23 protein-coding genes and 1 tRNA gene are annotated in these 18,657 nt (G+C 55.4%); 11 read left to right on the forward strand and 13 right to left on the reverse strand.

All coding sequences use genetic code 11. The annotated features are described in order from the left end of the window. Window positions 1-130: 130 nt before the first annotated feature. A tRNA-Gly gene (locus tag N5098_RS11115) sits at window positions 131-201 on the reverse strand. Window positions 202-335: 134 nt separating this feature from the next. On the opposite strand from N5098_RS11115, the gene N5098_RS11120 reads away from it, so the two are divergent. Beyond that, entirely contained in the window at window positions 336-1,181 is an 846-nt protein-coding gene (locus N5098_RS11120) for an NAD+ synthase (RefSeq protein WP_267637942.1), read from the forward strand. A gap of 41 nt (window positions 1,182-1,222) precedes the next feature. Here the strand turns inward: N5098_RS11120 and N5098_RS11125 are convergent, their stop codons facing one another. From N5098_RS11125 to N5098_RS11135, 3 genes are all read right to left on the reverse strand, one after another. Further along, the gene (locus N5098_RS11125; RefSeq protein WP_267637943.1) at window positions 1,223-1,489 is read right to left on the reverse strand and encodes an elongation factor 1-beta; all 267 of its coding nucleotides are present in this window, start codon (window positions 1,487-1,489) and stop codon (window positions 1,223-1,225) included. A 2-nt stretch (window positions 1,490-1,491) separates the two neighbouring features. Beyond that, the gene (locus tag N5098_RS11130) at window positions 1,492-1,671 is read right to left on the reverse strand and encodes an HVO_2753 family zinc finger protein (RefSeq protein WP_267637944.1); all 180 of its coding nucleotides are present in this window, start codon (window positions 1,669-1,671) and stop codon (window positions 1,492-1,494) included. A 73-nt stretch (window positions 1,672-1,744) separates the two neighbouring features. Beyond that, window positions 1,745-2,653 carry a 3-hydroxyacyl-CoA dehydrogenase family protein gene (locus N5098_RS11135; RefSeq protein ID WP_267637945.1) on the reverse strand — a complete coding sequence of 303 codons (909 nt, stop codon included), beginning with the start codon at window positions 2,651-2,653 and terminating at the stop codon, window positions 1,745-1,747. 107 nt (window positions 2,654-2,760) lie between these two features. Here N5098_RS11135 and N5098_RS11140 point away from each other — a divergent pair, with 107 nt between their 5' ends. Continuing rightward, window positions 2,761-5,070 (forward strand): methyl-accepting chemotaxis protein, encoded by a 2,310-nt coding sequence (locus N5098_RS11140; RefSeq protein WP_267637946.1) that lies wholly within the window; start codon window positions 2,761-2,763, stop codon window positions 5,068-5,070. Then, window positions 5,070-5,762: a bacteriorhodopsin gene (locus N5098_RS11145; RefSeq protein WP_267637947.1), complete on the forward strand. Its 693-nt coding sequence runs from the start codon at window positions 5,070-5,072 to the stop codon at window positions 5,760-5,762. Before N5098_RS11140 ends, N5098_RS11145 begins: the two co-directional genes overlap by 1 nt. 22 nt (window positions 5,763-5,784) lie before the next feature. On the opposite strand, the gene N5098_RS11150 is transcribed toward N5098_RS11145, so the two are convergent. The 5 genes from N5098_RS11150 to N5098_RS11170 all read right to left on the reverse strand — a co-directional run bounded on the left by N5098_RS11150 (window position 5,785) and on the right by N5098_RS11170 (window position 10,402). Further along, complete coding sequence (locus N5098_RS11150; protein ID WP_267637948.1) at window positions 5,785-6,837, reverse strand: dipeptide epimerase; 1,053 nt, start codon at window positions 6,835-6,837, stop codon at window positions 5,785-5,787. 7 nt (window positions 6,838-6,844) lie between these two features. Beyond that, window positions 6,845-7,843, reverse strand: coding sequence for an aldo/keto reductase (locus tag N5098_RS11155; RefSeq protein WP_267637949.1), 999 nt, complete (start codon window positions 7,841-7,843; stop codon window positions 6,845-6,847). Between the two features lie 117 nt (window positions 7,844-7,960). Next, window positions 7,961-9,208 (reverse strand): aminotransferase class V-fold PLP-dependent enzyme, encoded by a 1,248-nt coding sequence (locus tag N5098_RS11160; protein ID WP_267637950.1) that lies wholly within the window; start codon window positions 9,206-9,208, stop codon window positions 7,961-7,963. A gap of 114 nt (window positions 9,209-9,322) precedes the next feature. Beyond that, complete coding sequence (locus N5098_RS11165; RefSeq protein WP_267637951.1) at window positions 9,323-9,622, reverse strand: DUF424 domain-containing protein; 300 nt, start codon at window positions 9,620-9,622, stop codon at window positions 9,323-9,325. Window positions 9,623-9,625: 3 nt separating this feature from the next. Continuing rightward, window positions 9,626-10,402 carry a tetratricopeptide repeat protein gene (locus N5098_RS11170; protein ID WP_267637952.1) on the reverse strand — a complete coding sequence of 259 codons (777 nt, stop codon included), beginning with the start codon at window positions 10,400-10,402 and terminating at the stop codon, window positions 9,626-9,628. A gap of 53 nt (window positions 10,403-10,455) precedes the next feature. On the opposite strand from N5098_RS11170, the gene thpR reads away from it, so the two are divergent. Beyond that, the gene (gene thpR / locus N5098_RS11175; RefSeq protein ID WP_267637953.1) at window positions 10,456-11,007 is read left to right on the forward strand and encodes an RNA 2',3'-cyclic phosphodiesterase; all 552 of its coding nucleotides are present in this window, start codon (window positions 10,456-10,458) and stop codon (window positions 11,005-11,007) included. Here the strand turns inward: thpR and N5098_RS11180 are convergent. Further along, window positions 11,004-11,507 (reverse strand): hypothetical protein, encoded by a 504-nt coding sequence (locus tag N5098_RS11180; protein ID WP_267637954.1) that lies wholly within the window; start codon window positions 11,505-11,507, stop codon window positions 11,004-11,006. The genes thpR and N5098_RS11180 overlap by 4 nt on opposite strands. 359 nt (window positions 11,508-11,866) lie before the next feature. Here N5098_RS11180 and N5098_RS11185 point away from each other — a divergent pair, with 359 nt between their 5' ends. From N5098_RS11185 to N5098_RS11210, 6 genes are all read left to right on the forward strand, one after another. Next, window positions 11,867-12,019, forward strand: a complete 153-nt coding sequence (locus tag N5098_RS11185) for a 50S ribosomal protein L39e (RefSeq protein ID WP_267637955.1) — start codon at window positions 11,867-11,869, stop codon at window positions 12,017-12,019. Next, window positions 12,016-12,294 carry a 50S ribosomal protein L31e gene (locus N5098_RS11190; RefSeq protein WP_267637956.1) on the forward strand — a complete coding sequence of 93 codons (279 nt, stop codon included), beginning with the start codon at window positions 12,016-12,018 and terminating at the stop codon, window positions 12,292-12,294. Before N5098_RS11185 ends, N5098_RS11190 begins: the two co-directional genes overlap by 4 nt. A gap of 1 nt (window position 12,295) precedes the next feature. After that, window positions 12,296-12,964 (forward strand): translation initiation factor IF-6, encoded by a 669-nt coding sequence (locus N5098_RS11195; protein ID WP_267637957.1) that lies wholly within the window; start codon window positions 12,296-12,298, stop codon window positions 12,962-12,964. A gap of 140 nt (window positions 12,965-13,104) precedes the next feature. Next, a complete protein-coding gene (locus N5098_RS11200; protein WP_267637958.1) occupies window positions 13,105-14,064 on the forward strand; it encodes a phytoene/squalene synthase family protein in 960 nt (319 codons plus the stop codon). Between the two features lie 32 nt (window positions 14,065-14,096). Continuing rightward, entirely contained in the window at window positions 14,097-14,507 is a 411-nt protein-coding gene (locus N5098_RS11205; protein ID WP_267637959.1) for a DUF4440 domain-containing protein, read from the forward strand. A 44-nt stretch (window positions 14,508-14,551) separates the two neighbouring features. Then, a complete protein-coding gene (locus N5098_RS11210) occupies window positions 14,552-15,685 on the forward strand; it encodes an NAD(P)/FAD-dependent oxidoreductase (RefSeq protein ID WP_267637960.1) in 1,134 nt (377 codons plus the stop codon). A gap of 2 nt (window positions 15,686-15,687) precedes the next feature. Here the strand turns inward: N5098_RS11210 and N5098_RS11215 are convergent, their stop codons facing one another. Further along, entirely contained in the window at window positions 15,688-16,149 is a 462-nt protein-coding gene (locus N5098_RS11215; protein WP_267637961.1) for a 30S ribosomal protein S19e, read from the reverse strand. 108 nt (window positions 16,150-16,257) lie between these two features. Between N5098_RS11215 and thiL the strand changes: the two genes are divergently transcribed. Next, the gene (thiL, locus tag N5098_RS11220) at window positions 16,258-17,124 is read left to right on the forward strand and encodes a thiamine-phosphate kinase (RefSeq protein WP_267637962.1); all 867 of its coding nucleotides are present in this window, start codon (window positions 16,258-16,260) and stop codon (window positions 17,122-17,124) included. A gap of 1 nt (window position 17,125) precedes the next feature. On the opposite strand, the gene N5098_RS11225 is transcribed toward thiL, so the two are convergent. Continuing rightward, complete coding sequence (locus N5098_RS11225; RefSeq protein ID WP_267637963.1) at window positions 17,126-18,286, reverse strand: site-2 protease family protein; 1,161 nt, start codon at window positions 18,284-18,286, stop codon at window positions 17,126-17,128. 65 nt (window positions 18,287-18,351) lie between these two features. Beyond that, entirely contained in the window at window positions 18,352-18,597 is a 246-nt protein-coding gene (locus tag N5098_RS11230) for a DUF7123 family protein (protein WP_267637964.1), read from the reverse strand. Window positions 18,598-18,657: the final 60 nt, after the last annotated feature.

Genomic DNA, 18,657 nt, shown 5'->3' on the forward strand with positions numbered 1-18,657 from the left:
CTCTGACATACATAGCGAGGGAAGTCACGTGATGCAAGCAAATGCAAGCGCTGAGAGTGTTCCGCGTCACAGGTATTGGCTGAGTGGGCCACGGAGAGTCAAGAGCTAATAAGGAAAACGAAACAGGCAGTGCGCGATCCGGGAATTGAACCCGGGCTATGAGCTTGGGAAGCTCATGTCCTACCACTAGACCAACCGCGCACATTGGAAATGCCATCCCGGGCGTACTTCAGTGTAGCGTTTCTTTCAGTGAACGAACGTCCATTTTTTTGTAAATCGGTCACAATTCTACTGGGTTCCGACCGGTTTATCACTGTTCACGCCAACTCACGGGCATGACGGACACCGCAAGCGCGGACAACCCTCTCGACCTCCGGTTCTCGAAAGCCGAACTGGAACGCCAGCGCGACCACATAACCTCGTTTATTACCGACACCTACAACGCGTCAGGGGCTGCATCAGCAGTCATCTGTCTCTCGGGTGGTATCGACAGCACGCTTACATCCCATCTTGCCGTCGAAGCTCTCGGCCAAGAGGCAGTCTACGGACTCGTCCTACCAAGCACTGTCAACATCGACGAGAATATGAGCGATGCCGAACGCGTCGCAAGCGAACTACTCGACATCGAATACGACATCGTCGAGATTAACCCACTTGTCGAGGCGTTTCTGGCTGCTAACCCGAACGTCGACCCCGACGAGATGGGAGACGACGCGGTACAGGTAGCCGTTGGAAACCTCCGAGCGCGTATCCGGGCAATCCTTGCCTTTTTCGAAGCGAACCGGCGTGGCGGGCTGGTCCTCGGTACGGGCAACCGGAGCGAGGCGGCGGTCGGCTACTACACGAAGTATGGAGACGGTGCAGTAGACTGTCACCCAATCGGTAACCTCTACAAACAGCAGGTCAGACAGCTCGCCGAACATCTCGGTGTTCCCGAGCGGATGGCGACCAAAACGGCAACTGCCGGGCTGTGGGACGACCAGACTGACGAGTCTGAGCTTGGCGTCGGCTACGACACGCTCGATTCAATCCTTGCGCTCCACATCGACGGGCCGGTCTCAGCACAGGCAACCGCGGACGAGATTGGTGTCGAAGAGTCGGCTATCGAGCATGTTCGGGACCTACACGAGAAAAGCTACCACAAACGAGCGATGCCACCGTCGCCGGAGCCACTCCGTTAGCTGTCGCTTGTCGTGTTCGAGCAACAGAGAACGAAGACCGTCTAGAGCCGACCGACGTCTTCGACGGAGACGCTTTCGACATCGTCAACAGTCGAAAATGCTTCTTCGACGGCTTCGGTTCCGCCCTCCTCGTCAGGAACGATAACCGTCGGAATAAGCGCGGTCAGGCCGAAAGCAACGTCATCAGTATTGACGCCGCTAATTTCTGCGCCTTCTGGAAGGGACTCCTCAAGTTGGTCTTGCAGGTCGTCTAGGTCGATTTCCGGGCTGTTCGGCATAACTTTGACTGCGGCTGCTACGTCACCCATCGTTATGGTCCTGTGAACCCGCAGTCTGGGCACTGATAGAGGTTGCTCTGTTTGCGACACTTGGCACAGCGATAGACTTGGTGGCCACACTCCGGACAGTCAAACTGTGCGGCGTTAGACCCTGCGACGTTGATGCCACAGGAGATACACTGATTTCTGATTTGCTCTTGCAGTCCGCTCATGTCGTCCCGTTTAGCGTCATGGCTTTTAACGCTTGTTAACTTCGACGAAAGTTCTGGTACTGGCTTACATGTCTCATTCGGCAGAGTCCGGACGATACTGTTCGTCCGGGATGGTTGGGTCTGCAAGCGCACTTCGCGTTGGAGTGTCGTCCTCCCAGATGTAGAATCCTTCTCCAGCTTCCTTGCCTGTCTGTCCCTCCTCGACAAGCGCAGTTAACATCGGTGGCGGCTCGAATCGCGAACCAAGCCGCTCGGAAAGCGATCGTAAGGTATCGTACCGCTCGTCGAGACCAACGCTATCTGCTCGTTCGAGCGGACCGACCTCGGAGCGATACGTGTGCTTGAATGCAGTATCGATGGCCTCAACACCAGCTACCCCCTCATCAAGCATCCGGATTGCGGCAACTTCGAGCGCGAGCGTGAGTCGCAACGAGAGGTTGCCGGGAGTGTCTCGAACAGAGACGCAGTCACTTGAGACACGCTCAGCGAGTTGCCAAGCAAGAGATGCAGCCTCCGAGCCGGTCTGCTCAGCCATGACAACCTCAACGAACGGCTCCGGAAAGCGGTGAAAGCGAAAGCCAACTGCTTGCTTGGGCTGTCGGAGCCCTGCTGCCGCGTTCGTGACAGAGATTGCTGAAACAGCGCTCGAAACAACGGCATCGTCAAGCAACTCCTCCAGTTTGGCAAACCGTGTCTGTAACGCTGAGACGTCCTGTGTTGTCGCGTCGATGACGATATCAACGTCAGTCACTGCGGCATCTAGTCCCGTTGTTCCTTCGAGGCGCTTGACAGCCATGTCCCGCCGGTCGGCGTCGACGTAGCCCGTATCGTATGCATCGTCGATATCTCGCTCGATAATGTCGATGCCGTCCATTACAGCAGTCGCGTCAGTAGCGTGGAGCCGGACTGTTTCACCAGCAAGGAGACAAGCACGCGCAATCTCTTGTGCCGCCCTGTCGGCACCCAGCACAGCAATGTCCATACTATCGTTCAGACACGGCTGGGGCTAAGCACTTGTGGCTCCGAGGCAGTATCAAATACAAAAATGGTAGGCATACATTTAATCGGTTTCCGGAGCTATCAAAAACAATGGCTGACAGGAAGAGTTCAGTACTACCATCGTTTATCCAGGGGAGTTATGCTGTCCAACTGGGCGTTGCTCTCGCTTTCGCTATTCTGGTGATGTTCGCATTCGGGACAATCATCAGCGTACAAGCGTCCAGTACGCTCGAAGATAATGTCGAGAAAGACACCAAAGAGTTAGCAAACTCTCAAGGTGGACAGCTTGATTCCTGGCTTCAAAGTACCGAGCGAAGCGTGAGAGCAAGTTCGGACAACCCGTTGTTGAACGGCGCTACAGAGGAGGAAATAAGCCAACAACTGAGTAGATGGGTCGAAAACAAACAGGTTTCCAAGCATGTTGCTGCTGTTCACTATCTCAATACAGAGACCATGACTATCGAGGCGAGTTCTAACGAGCAGTTTATTGGCGCAGACCCTAGTGAGCAGGGGGCCGCATTTGCCAAGAACCCGCCGACATTTTCCGGACCACACGATACACATATCACCGAGCCGTTTAGTGTTTCGCTGGCTGACCACCCAATTATTGCGGCTCTATCGCCAGTAACCGGCGAGCAAAACTATGTACTCGTCTATATGCCTGATATCCAAGCGAAGTCGAACTCGATTGCAGCCGACGCTGAAAACTCGAGTACTACGATCATCAATCAAGAAGGAACCTACGTTACGCACCCCGATGGGGACCGGATTCTCGAACAGTCAGCTATCGATGCCGAGAATTACGAGGGGGTTACAAGCGAAGAGAGTCGCTTCCTTGATGACGGAGAAGAACAACTACTGACCTTTACCGGGCTTGAATCAACCGACTGGGTTGTGGTCGTTGAGACGGACCGCGAGGCTGCGTTGGCGTTGAGTAATCAGATAAACTCCAACCTTCTTGGGCTTATTCTGTTTGCTATCATCAATCTTGGCCTAGTTGGTGTTACCGTCGGAACCAACACGATAACCTCACTCCGACGGCTGACCGAACGGGCCCAGCAGATGGGCAATGGCGACCTCGATGTGGAGCTGTCGACCTCTCGTGAAGACGAGTTTGGCGTTCTCTACAACTCATTTGACGATATGCGGTCGTCGTTACGCGAGAAGATTGGTGAGGCTGAAACCGCCCGAGAAGAAGCCGAAAAGGCGCGTGCACAAGCCGAGGAAGCCAAACAGGGAGCAGTCGAGGAAAGTGAGCGGATGCAACAGATAAACCAAGAGCTGGAATCAAAGGCAACAGAGTACCGGGAAGTGCTCGATGACGTTGCAGCGGGCAACCTCACCCGGCGGGTTGACCCTGACAGCGAGAACGAGGCGATGCAGTCTGTTGGTGAGGAGATAAACACGACGTTGGATGCGCTTGAAGAGATACTTTCGACGACAAAATCGTTCGCACGAGAGGTGTTGGACGCAAGCGACCGTGCCGGAGAGAACGCCATTGAAGTCGATACTGCCAGTCAGGAAGTGCGGGAATCAATCGAAGAAATCTTCGAGGGAGCCTCCGAGCAAAACGACCGACTGCAAGATGCAGCCTCAGACATGGAAGACCTATCGGCCATCGCCCAAGAGGTTGCTTCTTCTGCACAACAGGTCGCAAGCACCTCTCAGTCTGCCGCCGAAGTGGGAGAAACTGGCCGGGAAGCGGCACAGGAAGCTATCGACGAAATGAATGCAATTGACGAGGAAACCGACGAAACAGTAACCGAGATAAACGAACTCGCGGACGAACTCGACGAGATTGGGGATATCGTCGACCTCATTACCAATATCGTCGAGCAGACAAACATGCTCGCGTTGAACGCGTCAATCGAAGCTGCCCGTGCGGATGCGGGCGGAGACGGGTTTGCTGTTGTCGCTGACGAGGTCAAAAACCTCGCTGAGGAGACTCGCGAGGCAGCGGAGGATATCGAAGACCGAATCGCACGCATCCAGTCACAGACCGGCGAGACAGTCGAAACAATCGAAACGACGAGTCACCGTATCACCTCTGGTACCGAGACTGTCGGCGAAGCAGTCGACGCGCTCGAACGTATTGTCGAATACACTGAAGAGGTTGATGTTGGGATTCAAGAGATAGACGAGGCGACCGAACAACAGGCACGCACCTCACAGAACGTCATGGAAGTAATTGATGACCTCACGGACATCAGTCAGGAGACAGCACGTGAAGCCGATACGGTTGCCGATGCAGCAGAACAGCAGGCCGACTCCATTTCGGAGGTGTCTGATTCTGCAAATCAACTCCGAGAGCGGACAGAGGCACTTGACCAGCTACTCTCGCGCTTTACTGTCACCGGCGAGGAAGACGGTGTTGTCGCAGTGAGCGGAGGTGATGCATAATGGCTGGACTAAGCACCTGGTACACGCTGGGGACGATTGGGATGTTGGCTGGAACTCTTGGGCTTGCGTACGGCTTCCGACTGGTTCCCCGTTCGAACCGTCGTCGATACTCACTACTGGTTGCTGTCCCGTTTATTGCCGTTGTTGCGTATGCTCTAATGGCACTTGGATACGGGAGTATCGAAACACAAACCGGAGACAGCCTGTTCATCTACCGGTATATCGACTGGCTACTGACCACTCCCCTTCACGTCCTCTATTTAGGTCTGTTGGCCGGAGCGGCCACAAGAGCTGTCTATAAATCGATAGGGCTGATGGGCGCGACAATCGTTCTGGGCTTTGGCGGCGCGTACGCGGCCTCACCGCTCAAGTGGCTCCTCTTTGGCGCTGGAGGACTCACATTTGCCGGTGTCGTCTACTACACGTACGCCGAGTTTGACACGGCTGCACAGGGATCACCGGTACTTTCGACGTTCCGGAAGCTTCGGGCGTTCGTTATCGTGCTATGGCTCATATACCCGCTTATCTGGGTCTTTGCACCAGTCGGGCTTGGCCTGATCCAAATTGGAACATCGGCATTAGTCATCTCGTATCTCGATGTCGTCGCGAAAATCGGGTTCGGATTCATTGCGCTCTCCGGCCAGCTTTCGGTCCAAAGCACAACGACAACCACGCCAACAACTGCGGATTGACCCACAGAAAGTCAAGAACCGGTCAGTCTAGTTGTGAAACGCCAGTACCACTCTCGACAGCAGTAAGGTCGATAGCTCCTTCAGGCATCGGAACGCCGTCGTACGCGTGGTCAGCAAGCAACAGTGCACCATCAAGGTCCGCGTAGTCAACTAGCGGTGCCAGCTGACACGCGCCCGCAATCGATGCGTTACTCTCTGTCATACAGCCTAGCATAACGGACAGGTCGTGTGCATTCGCGGCGAGAATCTGGTTACGGGCGGGCCGGAGACCACCACATTTCATCAGCTTCACTACTACGATATCGACAGCATCAGCCACAGTCGGGACATCTGCCGCCGTAACACAGGACTCATCGGCTGCAACTGGAATGTTACCTTCGACTGAGACGCGGCGAAGCCCTTCGATGTCGTCAGCTGGGACTGGCTGCTCGACAAACTCGACACCGTAGTCAGCCAGCCATCTCGTGTTTGCGACAGCCTCCTCGGCGGTCCAGTCACAGTTAGCGTCAACACGGATTCGCGCGTCAGGTGCGCCTTCTCTGACTGCCTCGATCCGTTCCCGGTCCCCAGCGGTCCCGAGCTTGACCTTGAGCACGTCAAAGCCTCGGTCGACCGCTCGCCGAGCCCGGTCACGCATCTCTTCGGGCGAGTCGATGGCAACCGTATACGACGTGCTTGGGGCCCGACCAGGGTCGAGACCCCAGCGACGGTATAACGGTTCTTCAGCCTGTGTCGACGCAAGGTCGTGGACAGCAATCGAGACGGCAGCACGGGCAGCGGCCTCTTCGGGCGCGAGTTCGACCAGTCGGTCTGCAATAAGTTGCTGTGCGTGCGGGTCGCCTATGGCTTCGACAGCGTCGAGTAGTGTCGGTAGTGTTGCCGCCACGCTATCAGCTGTTTCGTTGTAGTACGAGGAAGGGCCAGCGGCGCCAACACCGACGCGCCCGGCATTGTCTGCAACTTCGACGGTTACCACAGGAGCCGCTTCGATTGTGCCCCGAGAGATGGTAAATGACTCTGCAAGGGAGAGCGTGTGGCGTTTGAATGCAGTTGAAGTGATCTCAGTGTCTGTCATTGCTATCTTAGATTGCACCGTATGGGTCGCCTTTCGATTCGTCAAGGCGTTCGAACTGCTCGTCTGAAAGCGAAACAGTCGCAGCCCGGAGGTTCTCTTCAAGCTGGTCGGTTGTCCGCGCACCGACGATTGGAGCTGTTATGTTTGGGTGGTGAAGCTGGAACGCGAGTGCAACCTGTGCTGGTGACGCGCCAGTATCGGCAGCGACAGCCCGAACATCATCAAGCACGTCGAAGTTTTCTTCAGTCAAGTAATTCTGTTCCCAGCGGTCAGAGTCAGAGGCAGTAGAGTCATCAGGCATGTCAGCGTCACGCTCGTACTTACCGGTCAAAAATCCTTGTCCGAGAGGACTCCATGGAGCGATACCGATATCGAGTTCGCGACACATTTCCATGTACTCTGCCTCGATTTCGCGGTTGACTAGATTGTAGCGAGGTTGGGTGATAGTAAACGGTTCCCAACCGTACTGGCGGGCAATCTCGTTGGCACGCGAAATACGCCAGCCGTTGGGTCGGAACGTCGACGCACCGAGGTAGTGGACTTTTCTGTCGTCGACCAATCCGTTCAGCGTCCGCATCAGTTCACGGGCTGGCGTCGCATCGTCCCACCGGTGGATGTATAGGACATCCAGATACTCCGTTCCGAGCCTGTCGAGCATGGCATCAATCTGATTGCGCAGATGCTTGCGGTTGAGGCCGCCAGCGTTTGGGTCGTCTTCACGCGTCGGCCAGAACACTTTCGAGGCGATAACGTACTCGTCGCGGTTGCGGTCAGCAAGCCACTCGCCAATCCATTCTTCGCTCACGCCTCCTCCATAGACATCTGCTGTGTCGATAAACCGCCCACCTGCTGTTTCGTACGTATCGAGTAGTTCGTGTCCGCGCTCCCGGCTAATTTCGAGGTTCCCAGCGGCCGTCTCGCGGCCAAAGCGCCACGTTCCGAACGCAATTTCGCTTACTTCTAGTCCAGTTCGTCCCATCGAGACGGTCTCAAGCTCAAGCTCCATATCGGTCAGTCGGCCGCCGACGATAGAAAGGTTCGGGGTACCGTTCACTCGAAAATGTATTTGAAACGAGTGAAAACGGCAAGAGCGACTGGGAGAGAAAACAGGGAGCGCAGACGACTACTCGAAGAGGTCCCGAGCAGCGTCGAGCGCCTCAACAAGGGCGTCGATTTCTTCGCGAGTGTTGTAGATATAGAATGAGGCCCGTGCCGATGCAGTTTTGCCGAGCTTGTCGTGGAGCGGCTGCGTACAGTGGTCACCCGCACGAATCGCGACGGAGTAATCGTTGAGAATCTCTGAAATGTCGTGTGGATGAACAGTGTCGAGTGTAAACGACACTAGCCCACCGCGCTGTTCGCCCGCCGATGGACCAAGAATGTCGATATCATCGAACGTTGAGAGCTGTTCGATGGTGTACTGAGCCAGCGCGTTCTCGTGGCGTTCAATGCGTTCCATTCCGATATCGTCGAGATAGTCCGCGGCTTTTGCCATCGCAATCCCTTCACAGATGGCCGGGGTCCCTGCTTCGTACTTCCAAGGCAGGTCGTGCCACGTCGTCTCTTCGAACTCGACTTTCCGAATCATCCCGCCACCGTACATGAACGGGTCCATCTCTTCGAGCAGGTGTTTTTTGCCATAGAGTCCGCCGATACCGGTTGGACCGACCATCTTGTGGCCGGAGAAGGCATAGAAGTCGGCATCGATGGCTTCGACATCAACCGGCATCGTCGGAACCGCCTGTGCGCCATCGACGAAGATGTATGCATCGTGGTCGTGTGCGAGGTCGGCAAGCTCACCGACCGGGTTGATAGTTCCCAGCGTGTTCGAGACGTGGAGCGCGCTTACCATCTGTGTGTCGTCAGTTATCAGCTCCGCAGCGTGGTCCATGTCGAGATGACCTTCCTCGTCAACACGGATGTAGCGGACTTCTGCACCGGTCCGCTCGGCGATCTGTTGCCACGTAACCAGCGAAGAGTGGTGCTCCATTTCGGTCATGACGACCTCGTCGCCGGGGCCAAGTTCGTTTAACCCCCAAGCGTAGGCAATCAAGTTCTCGGCTTCGGTCGTATTCCGGACGAACACCATCTCCTCGCGCCCACCGCTGGCCCCGATGAACTCGGCCAGACGGTCGTGTGCATCTTCGTATGCGACGCTTGCTTCCTGTGAAAGCTGGTGGAGGCCGCGGTGGATGTTCGCGTTCGTCTCGTAGTAGTACTCGGTAATCGCGTCGACAACCTGTTCCGGTGTCTGTGATGTCGCCGCGTTGTCGAGGTAGACGAGTTGTTTCCCACCGATATCCCGGTCGAGGATTGGAAAGTCATCACGAATACTCTCGACGTCAAGAATTTCCGATTCAGGCGTAGCCATTATATCGTGTTCAGGCCCGAGTAAGTAACTTTTTTTCGGTTTCCCAAAACTGTATTTCCGCCAGCGGCAACTTCCGCCGCATGTACAAGAAAAGAAACCTGAAACAGAGCGATCTTATAGCCACAGCAGCTGTGCGTGGCGGGTCCCATCGAAATCAAGGACATTCTCTTCCTCAACAAAGCCGTTCTTGATTGCGATTTCGACTGCGGTCGTACCGACGAGGTTGGCGACAGAGCAACTTGCGAGACTCTCGACAACGTCGTGTTCGTCAGCTGCCTCACCGTCGTAGAACTCCGGGTCAACAGTCAGCGAGGCAGCATCATTCTCGAACTCCTCGCCGAGTACGTCCGCATCACAGACGGAGACCAGCTGACCTTTCTCGGTCTCACGCTCGTTCAACAGTAGCCCAGCCATAGCTTATTCGAAAAGCTGCTGGTTTTGGTCGTCAGTCATCTGTTGACTGTGGTCATCTACCATTTGCTGGTCTTGGTCTTCTCGGATGGACTCAGCTTCGTCGGCAACCTCTTCGGCGCGCTCGTCTTCACCCAAGTCTTCAAGCGCGATAGCTTTCTCTTCGAGCAGGTCAGCACTGCGGTGACCCAGACGGATTGCGTTATCGAACGCATCCAGCGCGTCCTGCGCGAGACCTCGTTCGTTGAGGAACACGCCTCGGTTGTACCACGCCTGTGCGAAACGTGGGTCAATTTCGACGGCGCGTTCAGCGTGTTCGAGTGCCTCCTCGGTCCGACCGAACTCCCAGAGTGCATAGGCAAGGTTCGTCTCGGCGGTCGCGGCGTGGTCAGAGCTACCATCAATGTCGATAGCTTCCTTGTATGCACCCATGGCAGCGTCGTACTCCTCCAGTTCGGCATGTGCAACTCCTTTGTTCACCCACGCTTCCTGTTCAAGGCGGTCGTCGTCAGCGAACCGGGCAACACGTTCAAGCGAGTCAGTCGCCTGTTCGTACCGATTGAGTCGGATATACTCTAGTCCGATACCGAGAAGTTGCTCGGTGTCTACTGAATCGGTGTCGACGTTCTCTTCGTCAAGTACGTCCGGTAGTACGTGAGAGTCGACTGGGTCGACTGCATCAGGGTCAACAGCTAGGTCAGATGGGTCGAGGTCGAACGCATCGTACGGGTCATCAAACCCTTGCCCTTCTGAAAACTCGTGGTCCTGCGGGTCGTTTGTCATGAGTTTCTGTAGGCGTGGCGGACAATTAAGGCCTGCGTCACCAAGCTAAATGTATGCGACTGTTCGTCAGCGTTAGCCTCGACGAATTAGTCGGTGAGGTTGCCGACATACAAGAGCCATTCGTCGGGGTCGACGGTCTCCGGACAACCAATCCTGAGCAGGCCCATCTTACGTTGAAATTTCTGGGAGAGACAGAGGAGACGCGCCTTCGGGCACTCACTGATGGCGTTGACGCTGCCATTGCTGACACTGGCATCGAACCCTTCGAAGTATCGTTTGGCGGACTAGGTGTATTCCCGCACCTCAACTATATCAGGGTAATCTGGCTTGGTGTCCGGAATGGGAGCGAGACAGTGAGGCGGCTACACACAGCTATCGAAAAACGAGTGACCAAGTTTGGATTCGAACCTGCCAACTCTAACTTTACACCACATGTGACACTCGCTCGGATGGACCACGCGGGCAACAAAGAGCTAGTCAAAGACGAGGTCCGACAGAGCGATCCAGACGGAGGAACGATGACAGTTGAGGCGATTCAGTTAACCAAGAGTACGCTCACGGAACAAGGACCGGAGTACACGGCTATCGAGCGATTCAACCTCTAGAATCGGTCTTTGATAACTTCCAGACCGACGAAGACTTGTAGCTCATCGGTCATATCCGGCACCTCGATATTACCGTAGTTTGAGTGGTCGACAACTAAGTAGTGCGTGCCATCAAAATCAAGTGAATGTCGGCCACCGTCGGTCGGCATCTTTGCCTCGTACGCACCTTGCTCGCTGTTTTTCGCGGCGACTGCTCGGAGCGGTTGGTATCCGGTGGGAGGCTTTTCAGGCATCTCGTCACCACCGAGTGTGACCTTCTGGTACGTGGTAAAGGCTGCTGGGTCTCTAAAATAAAATACTTCGAACCGATTATGTTCCGAACGGATTGTATATTTGATTTCACCGGACCCATCAACATCTTCGATCTTTTCTATTAATCCGCGCTCGGGTGGGACGATTTCACTCTTATCGAGAGTGAGTACTGGTTTCCCATCAAGACACCCACTTAGGCCCACAGTCGCACCCAGTGCGGTCGTAGCAAGAAACGACCGTCTTTTCATATATGATATTTGTATACCCATTATATAGAGCTTGACGGCCTAGTTATAGACAATGATAACGGATGTCGCTCAAAGACACGTCCAGTAGTGCTATTAAAGAAGATGTTTAGCAATTACAGTCTATTGATACCATCAAAACGACAGCATTATCTGAATATCAAAACATATATCTAAAGAAGTCAGCTTGTCGCGTAGCTGTTTCTGAGAAACAATGAACCACCGAAGACGGAGTGGTACGCACCATATTTATTCCTGAGACTCACAGGAAGAGGACGACAGCCCCGAAGAGGCGTTGAGTGGTCGGCGGATGACGCAAAAAGAACACACATATAAGTCACGGCAGGGAAGGGAAGCACACTATGGGTAAAAATTCGAAAGCCAAGAAAAAGCGGCTGGCAAAGCTCGAAGAGCAAAACACACGAGTGCCGGCATGGGTTATCATGAAGACCGACCGGGACACGATTCGGAACCCCAAACGACGCAACTGGCGCAGGAGTGATACGGACGAATGAGTTCCAGTGATATTGACGAGCGGGTCATGACCGTCCCGCTCCGGAGTACGCTCGCAGGGTCGTCAAGCGACCAAGCCGACAGAGCACTGTCGGCCATCCGTGAACACCTCGCACAGCATTACTCGGTCGACGAAGATGCCGTCCGGATGGATCCGTCGATAAACGAGGCTGTGTGGGCGAACGGTCGAACGAACCCGCCAAGCAAGATTCGGGTTCGAGCGGCGCGTTTCGATGAGGACGGCGAAAGCGTCGTCGAAGCCGAAGCAGCAGAGTAACGTGTTCCGCACGGCCTTTGCTGGCTCGCCTTATATTGGCGTCTTCGCGCGGGCGACTGCTAACTGTCTCCTCATCCGTCCCGACATCAACGAGGATGTGTCCGACTCCTGTGCTGCCGAACTTGGCGTGTCGGCCGTAGCCACGACTGTAGGCGGCTCGGGCACTGTTGGCGCGCTGGCGACAGGCAATAGTAATGGACTGTTGGTGAGCAGCCGTATCTCAAGCCGAGAGCGAAAACAGATTACGGACGCAGTCGATGTCCCGGTCACTGAACTGCCGGGCCGTATCAACGCTGCCGGAAATGTCGTTCTGGTCAATGATAACGGCGCTTACGTCCACCCAGACCTGTCTCGAGAAGCAGTTCAAGCTGTGAAATCCGGCCTCAACGTCCCAGTTACCCGCGGCACAGTTGCCACTGTCGATACCGTCGGGACAGCTGCTGTTGCGACTAACGATGGTGTCCTCTGTCATCCGAAAACACCGGACGAACAGCTTGATGAGCTCGAATCTGTGTTGGACGTGCCTGCTGACATCGGGACGATCAATTACGGCGGCCCGCTTGTCGGCTCTGGCCTCCTCGCAAATGACGACGGCTACGTTGTTGGTGAGCGAACAACTGGTCCAGAGCTCGGTCGTATCGAGTCAACACTGGACTATATCGAAGACTAGCTCTCGTCGTTGGCCGTCGAAAATATCTATAACTCAGTTGTCAATTCGTAGTGTCCGGCTATCTGACCACCCATGATTAACCCTCTAAAAATAACAATGTTAGGTTGGGGCTTTATTATGAATCCCAACGAAAGAATACTGTGAACGAGTCCCAGCGAAAAAGAGGGAAAGCCATTCATCGGCAGACTGGCCAGACCTTCTACTATGCGACTCGGCTGTTACCGGAGCGAATCCGGGAGCAGACCTACGTCCTCTACGGGTTCTTTCGAGTCTCCGATGAAGTGGTCGATGGCGATACCGAGTTGCCTCCAGACGCCAAAGAAGAAAAGTTGAATGCCCTCCGAGCGGCTGCCCTTGGCGAACAGCCTGCCGAGGACCCGGTCGTCGAAGCGTTTTCCGAGCTTCGGGCCGAAACAGGCATCTCCGAACACGAGGTTGATGCATTCATCGACGCGATGCTCACCGACGTCGATACAGACCGCTACGAGACGTTTGAAGACCTCAGAGAATATACACGTGGCTCGGCAGCCGCGGTCGGGAATATGATGCTTGCCATCATGGATGCCGACGAACCTGATGCCGCGCGTGACCACGCGATGGCCTTGGGTGAAGCGTTCCAGTTAACGAACTTTATCCGAGATGTAGACGAGGACATCACGGACCTGGACCGCATCTACCTACCCATGGAAACGTTAAACCGGTACGATGTAACGTCTGACCAGCTCCGGCGCGGAGTGTGTACCCCTGAATTCCGACAGGCAATCCGGGTTGAGCTGTCTCGGGCCGAGCAACTTTATCGGAACGGCGTTCGTGGTATCAAATATCTTCCTGAAGACTGCCAGTTTCCAGTACTGCTCGCGGCAGTGCTCTACGCAGAGCACCACCGCCTGATTCGGGCACAGGAGTTTGATGTGCTCACGACGCGACCATCCCTATCACACCGCCGAAAGCTCTGGACGGTTGCTAAAACCTGGTGGAACTGGCGGCGCTTCCGTGACCCAGTGTCTGTCTTTGAGCGTGTCAGCGCGATTCCAGAAGATGCAGAATCCCCTGCTGGGGCGACAACTGAAGTAGAACATACCACGGCGTCAACGGACTAAAGAGCTATTGTACTCCTGCTCCAGTTCGAAATATGGACGCAGTTGATTACCGTACAGAAATCGAGTCGTTGCACACGTTTTTTGTTGACTGGTTTACCGGTGTTGCCAACAGCACCGCGTTCGACCAGGTTGAGCGAGCGCTTGCCCCGGATTACGAGATGGTGACACCATCAGGAGCTGTTCACGATAGAGACGCAACTTTGTCGAGTATTCGAGACTCTCATGCAGTATATGAGCCGGGTTCGTTCGATATCGATATTCGGAACGTCGAGATCATCTCTCAGCGTAGCGAAGTGAGCATCGTGCGATACGAAGAATGGCAACAGTACGAAGAAGTAACGGGTAGGCTCAGTACTGCTGTTTTCGCCCCTGTACAGACAGGAGCTGCCGATCAGCAAGCACTCGAATGGCGCTATCTGCAAGAGACATGGCTCGACGAATGATAGGTCGGGACAAGTGATATGTTGTCTCTGTCGTAACTCCGTGTATGCACGTCGTCGTTCTGGGAGCAGGGTATGCGGGGGTTACGCTGGTTCGAAAGCTGGAGCGGACACTGCCCAAGACAGCAGCGATTACACTCGTTGACAAACGTGAAACACATCTCGTCCAACACCTCCTGCACCGCGCTGTTCGGACACCAGAAATAGCAGACCAACTGTGTGTCCCGCTTGACGATTGCTGTGAGCGCGCCACTGTCCGGCACGCAACAGTCGATGCTGTCGAATATGACGCTGGACAGGTCACGCTCAGTGATGGAACCCTGGAGTTCGACGCCGGGGCTGTCTGTCTTGGCGCACAGACGGCCTACTACGGGCTGCCTGGTCTGGCTGAGCATGGAACACCGCTAAAACGCCCTGAAGACGCTGAAGACATCCGTAAGCGCTTCCTTGAGCTCTGTGAGACCGGTGGCCGCGTGGTAATCGGAGGAGCCGGGCTGTCAGGTATCCAAGTGGCTGGCGAGCTCGCGGAACTTGCCAATGATGAGCGTGCCGACGACACGGTGGCAGTCGAGCTGATTGAACAGCAACCAACGGTCGCACCCGGCTTTCCCGCTCCGTTTCAGGACGCTATTGCCGAGAAGCTGACTGAACGCGGTATCAGCATCAAGACAGATACGACAGTCAAATCAGCGACGGATGGCACACTCGATGTGGCCGATAGCTCGTCGATACCGTACGACCAACTCGTCTGGACAGGTGGTATTACCGGACCTGGTGCGCTCTCGAATGTACGGCCACAGGTCCGGTCAACACTCAGACTCGGCCAGCGAACGTTCGGCGTCGGCGACGCGGTCCGTGTCATCGATGACAACGGAACAATGGCGCCAGCGACCGCTCAGACGGCCGTACGGCAAGCTGCTATCGCCGCGGAGAATATCGAGGCGCTGGTCCGAAGAGATGGCGGTGGATTCGACCCGCGCTTGTCACGGTACGTATACGACTCGTTGGGGTGGGTAGCGACAGTTGGGGATGGCACTGTTGCACAGGTCGGCTCAAACGTTCTTACGGGGACGCCAGCAAAGACACTCAAGGCAACAATTGGGATTCAGCATCTCGCTGGTATCGGTGCCGTCGAGGAAGCAATCGATTTCGCTCAGGACACCTTCGGGACAGAGTCCTAATTTTACGCGTAGCGCTGGAGCGCAGGGTCGTCAAGGGACTCTAACACATCGGCTGCAGTCTCGTCAAGCAGGCTGTGACCGTCGGCAGTGACGGTTCGGCCCTCGCCTTCTGCAACTTCGACGTAGCCCGCTTCTTCGAGTTGCTGGAGGATTGTCCGGACGATGTTACCGGAGCCGTCGGACTTGTTTCGTGGTCGCACGCGATATCGCGTCGTCCCCTGCTTTGCGCTGCCGTACTCGGCTTTGAGGCTACCGACACCCACAGGTCCGTCAATAGCGACTTTGCGGAGAAGGCTTGCAGCACGGCGCGACCAGAAGTCTTCCTGTTCGGGCGGGAGCTCGCGGTCGACACCGGTGGTCGTAAACTGAAGCCATTCCGGTTCTTCGATAGCTGCTTGTGCCTGTAGCGTTTCAGTAAGCGCCTCGATAACGTCTTCGGCAGGCGCGTCGTAGAGACTTGTCATTGCCACGTTCTTCCCGATGCCGTCATTTAACTGTTGTGAACCGGACTTGCGGGAGGGCTCGCCGGCCATGATGACCGATGTTTTGTACGGGAGGGTGCTACGTGGCGTATGGACGAACCGGAGGCGCTTCGACGACTTTCCGAAGTCGTTCCCAACGCGGGTGACGACGCGGCCGTTGTCGATGGACTCATCGTCACCACAGATATGCTCCACGAGACGACGGACTTTCCAGACGGAACGACAGCGTACACGGCCGGGTGGCGCGCTGTGGGTGCCTCACTCTCCGATATTGCAGCGATGGGGGGTGTGCCCGTCGCAGCGGTTGCTGTCTACGGTGTGCCTGCCTTCGAGTGGGACGAGGTTTCTGCCTTCGTCGACGGCGCACAAGCCGTCTGCGCGCAGGTTGGCAGCGAGTACGTCGGTGGGGACCTCGATAGTCACAAGGAGTTTACCACGGCGACAACTGCAGTTGGTCGTGCCGACGAGCCAGTCCGTCGGTCCGGTGCAACCCCGGGAGAGATAGTCTGTGTGACCGGAACGCTTGGCCGGAGTGCAGTGGCGCTTGAACTATTCGAGCGCGGAGAGACTGAGCGGGCGAACCAGCTGTTCCAGTTCACGCCACGAACCGCTGCAGGACAGACACTCCGAACGTATGCAACTGCGATGATGGATAGTAGCGATGGCTTAGCCCGCTCGCTTTATCAGCTTGGGGATGCGAGCGACTGTGGGTTCGCAATCGAGACACCGTTACCCCTCGACGACCGCATCGGTGAGGTCGCTGACAGCCCAGAGCAGCGTCTGGAACACGGCTTGCACTTCGGAGAGGATTTCGAACTCGTCTGTACACTTCCCGAAGAGGCAGTCACACAAGCATCGGCGGAGCTTTCGGTGCCACTAACTCCAATCGGGAAAGTAACCGAGAGCAGTGTGACATTGGACGGCGAGTTGCTTCCGGACCGAGGCTACTCGCATTAACTCAGGCAGCAAGCTCCGCCGCGTCGACAATTTCTATTGGAATCGGTGTAAAACAAAGCGCCGCAAGAACGAACGTAACAATGCCAAGCACGAATCGCTTGCGGTCGATTTTGGCGTCTTCAATCGGCGTAACCGGGCCAGCGTAGGCCAGACCAATCGCGAAAATACCCCACAGAATCCAGATGGTCATTGACCGCCAACTAGAGGTAACGAACACGTACACTGCAAGGCCAAAAAGTGCGCCTGGGACCAACGTAGAGATTGTCCGGTGTCGCTCGCCGAACATGGCCCGGACGATGTGCCCGCCATCAAGTTGTCCGACCGGGAGCATATTTAGCAACGTTACTAACATACCGACCCAACCGCCAAAGACAACCGGATGAACGACACGGTTCTCAAGTTGCCCACTTGCGCCGACAACTCTGGCAATCAGTTCGAGCAATGGCGGATGGTTGAATAACACCACAGGCTCGTCACCAGCAGCCTGTGCGGGCTCTTGGACTGCAAGCGGGTCGAGATGGAGTCCAATTGCGGTGACAATAAACGTCGCTATCAATCCTGCAAGCGGCCCAGCAACGCCAATATCGAACAGTGCCTTCCGATTGGGGATTCGGCCCTTGATTTTAATAACCGCACCGAGCGAGCCGATGATAGTCGGAACTGGGATGAAGTAGGGCAAACTGGCGTCGACACCGTGATATCGACTCATAACGTAGTGGCCAAGCTCGTGGACACCAAGGACACCCATGATAGCGACGACAAACGGCCACGCTTCGAAAACACGCAAAGGGTGTTCGGTCAGTGGAACCTGATACCAGAAGACAGCACCGGCAAGCAACGTAGAGAAGGTAGTCATAACAAATAGGAGAAGATTCGTTCGCGGGATACCGCCACCACTGTCACTGGATTGTGGTTCCGCAATCAGGACGAACTCGCCACGAGAGAACTGGACATCATCCCCGCTGTATCCTCGTTGGAAACGAATCTTGTACCCATGGCTGTCAAAGAACTTCCAGAGTTTTCGTTCGAGTTCGTCACTGTGTGGTGTCGGGTCGCCGACATACAACACCTTGTCACCATCACGCTGAATTTCGTAGACATCAAAGAGAGTACTAAACTCCTCGGGGTTTGGCGGCGGGCCGGCCTCCTGGCTACCAGACATCAACTGCTGTAGGAAGTGTGTCGAGATAAATCCACGGCTACGGGTGCAATCTGGCTCTGCACAGCTTACATCGGCTCGACACGCCACGTGGTCGCGCTCGTGTACGACCACTTTTCGATTTCGAGGTCGGTTGCCGAATCTTTGAGCTTGACCATCAAGGCGCCAATCTCCTTGGGCGAAAGTTCAACTTCGTCTGCAATGAACTTGCTCTTGAAGTACATTTCTCCGTCCGATGCCTTCTGCTGGAGAAACGAACAAAGACGTTCCTCTTTCGAGCGAGTCTCGTTTTGGGAGGGCGTTGTAGCGCTCATTGTTTCCTCGTTTCTCTCATTGACCCCAGTAGGCATATAAATGGAAGAACGTTTGTGCGA

Source organism: Halovenus rubra (assembly GCF_026586665.1).
Lineage (GTDB): Archaea > Halobacteriota > Halobacteria > Halobacteriales > Haloarculaceae > Halovenus > Halovenus rubra.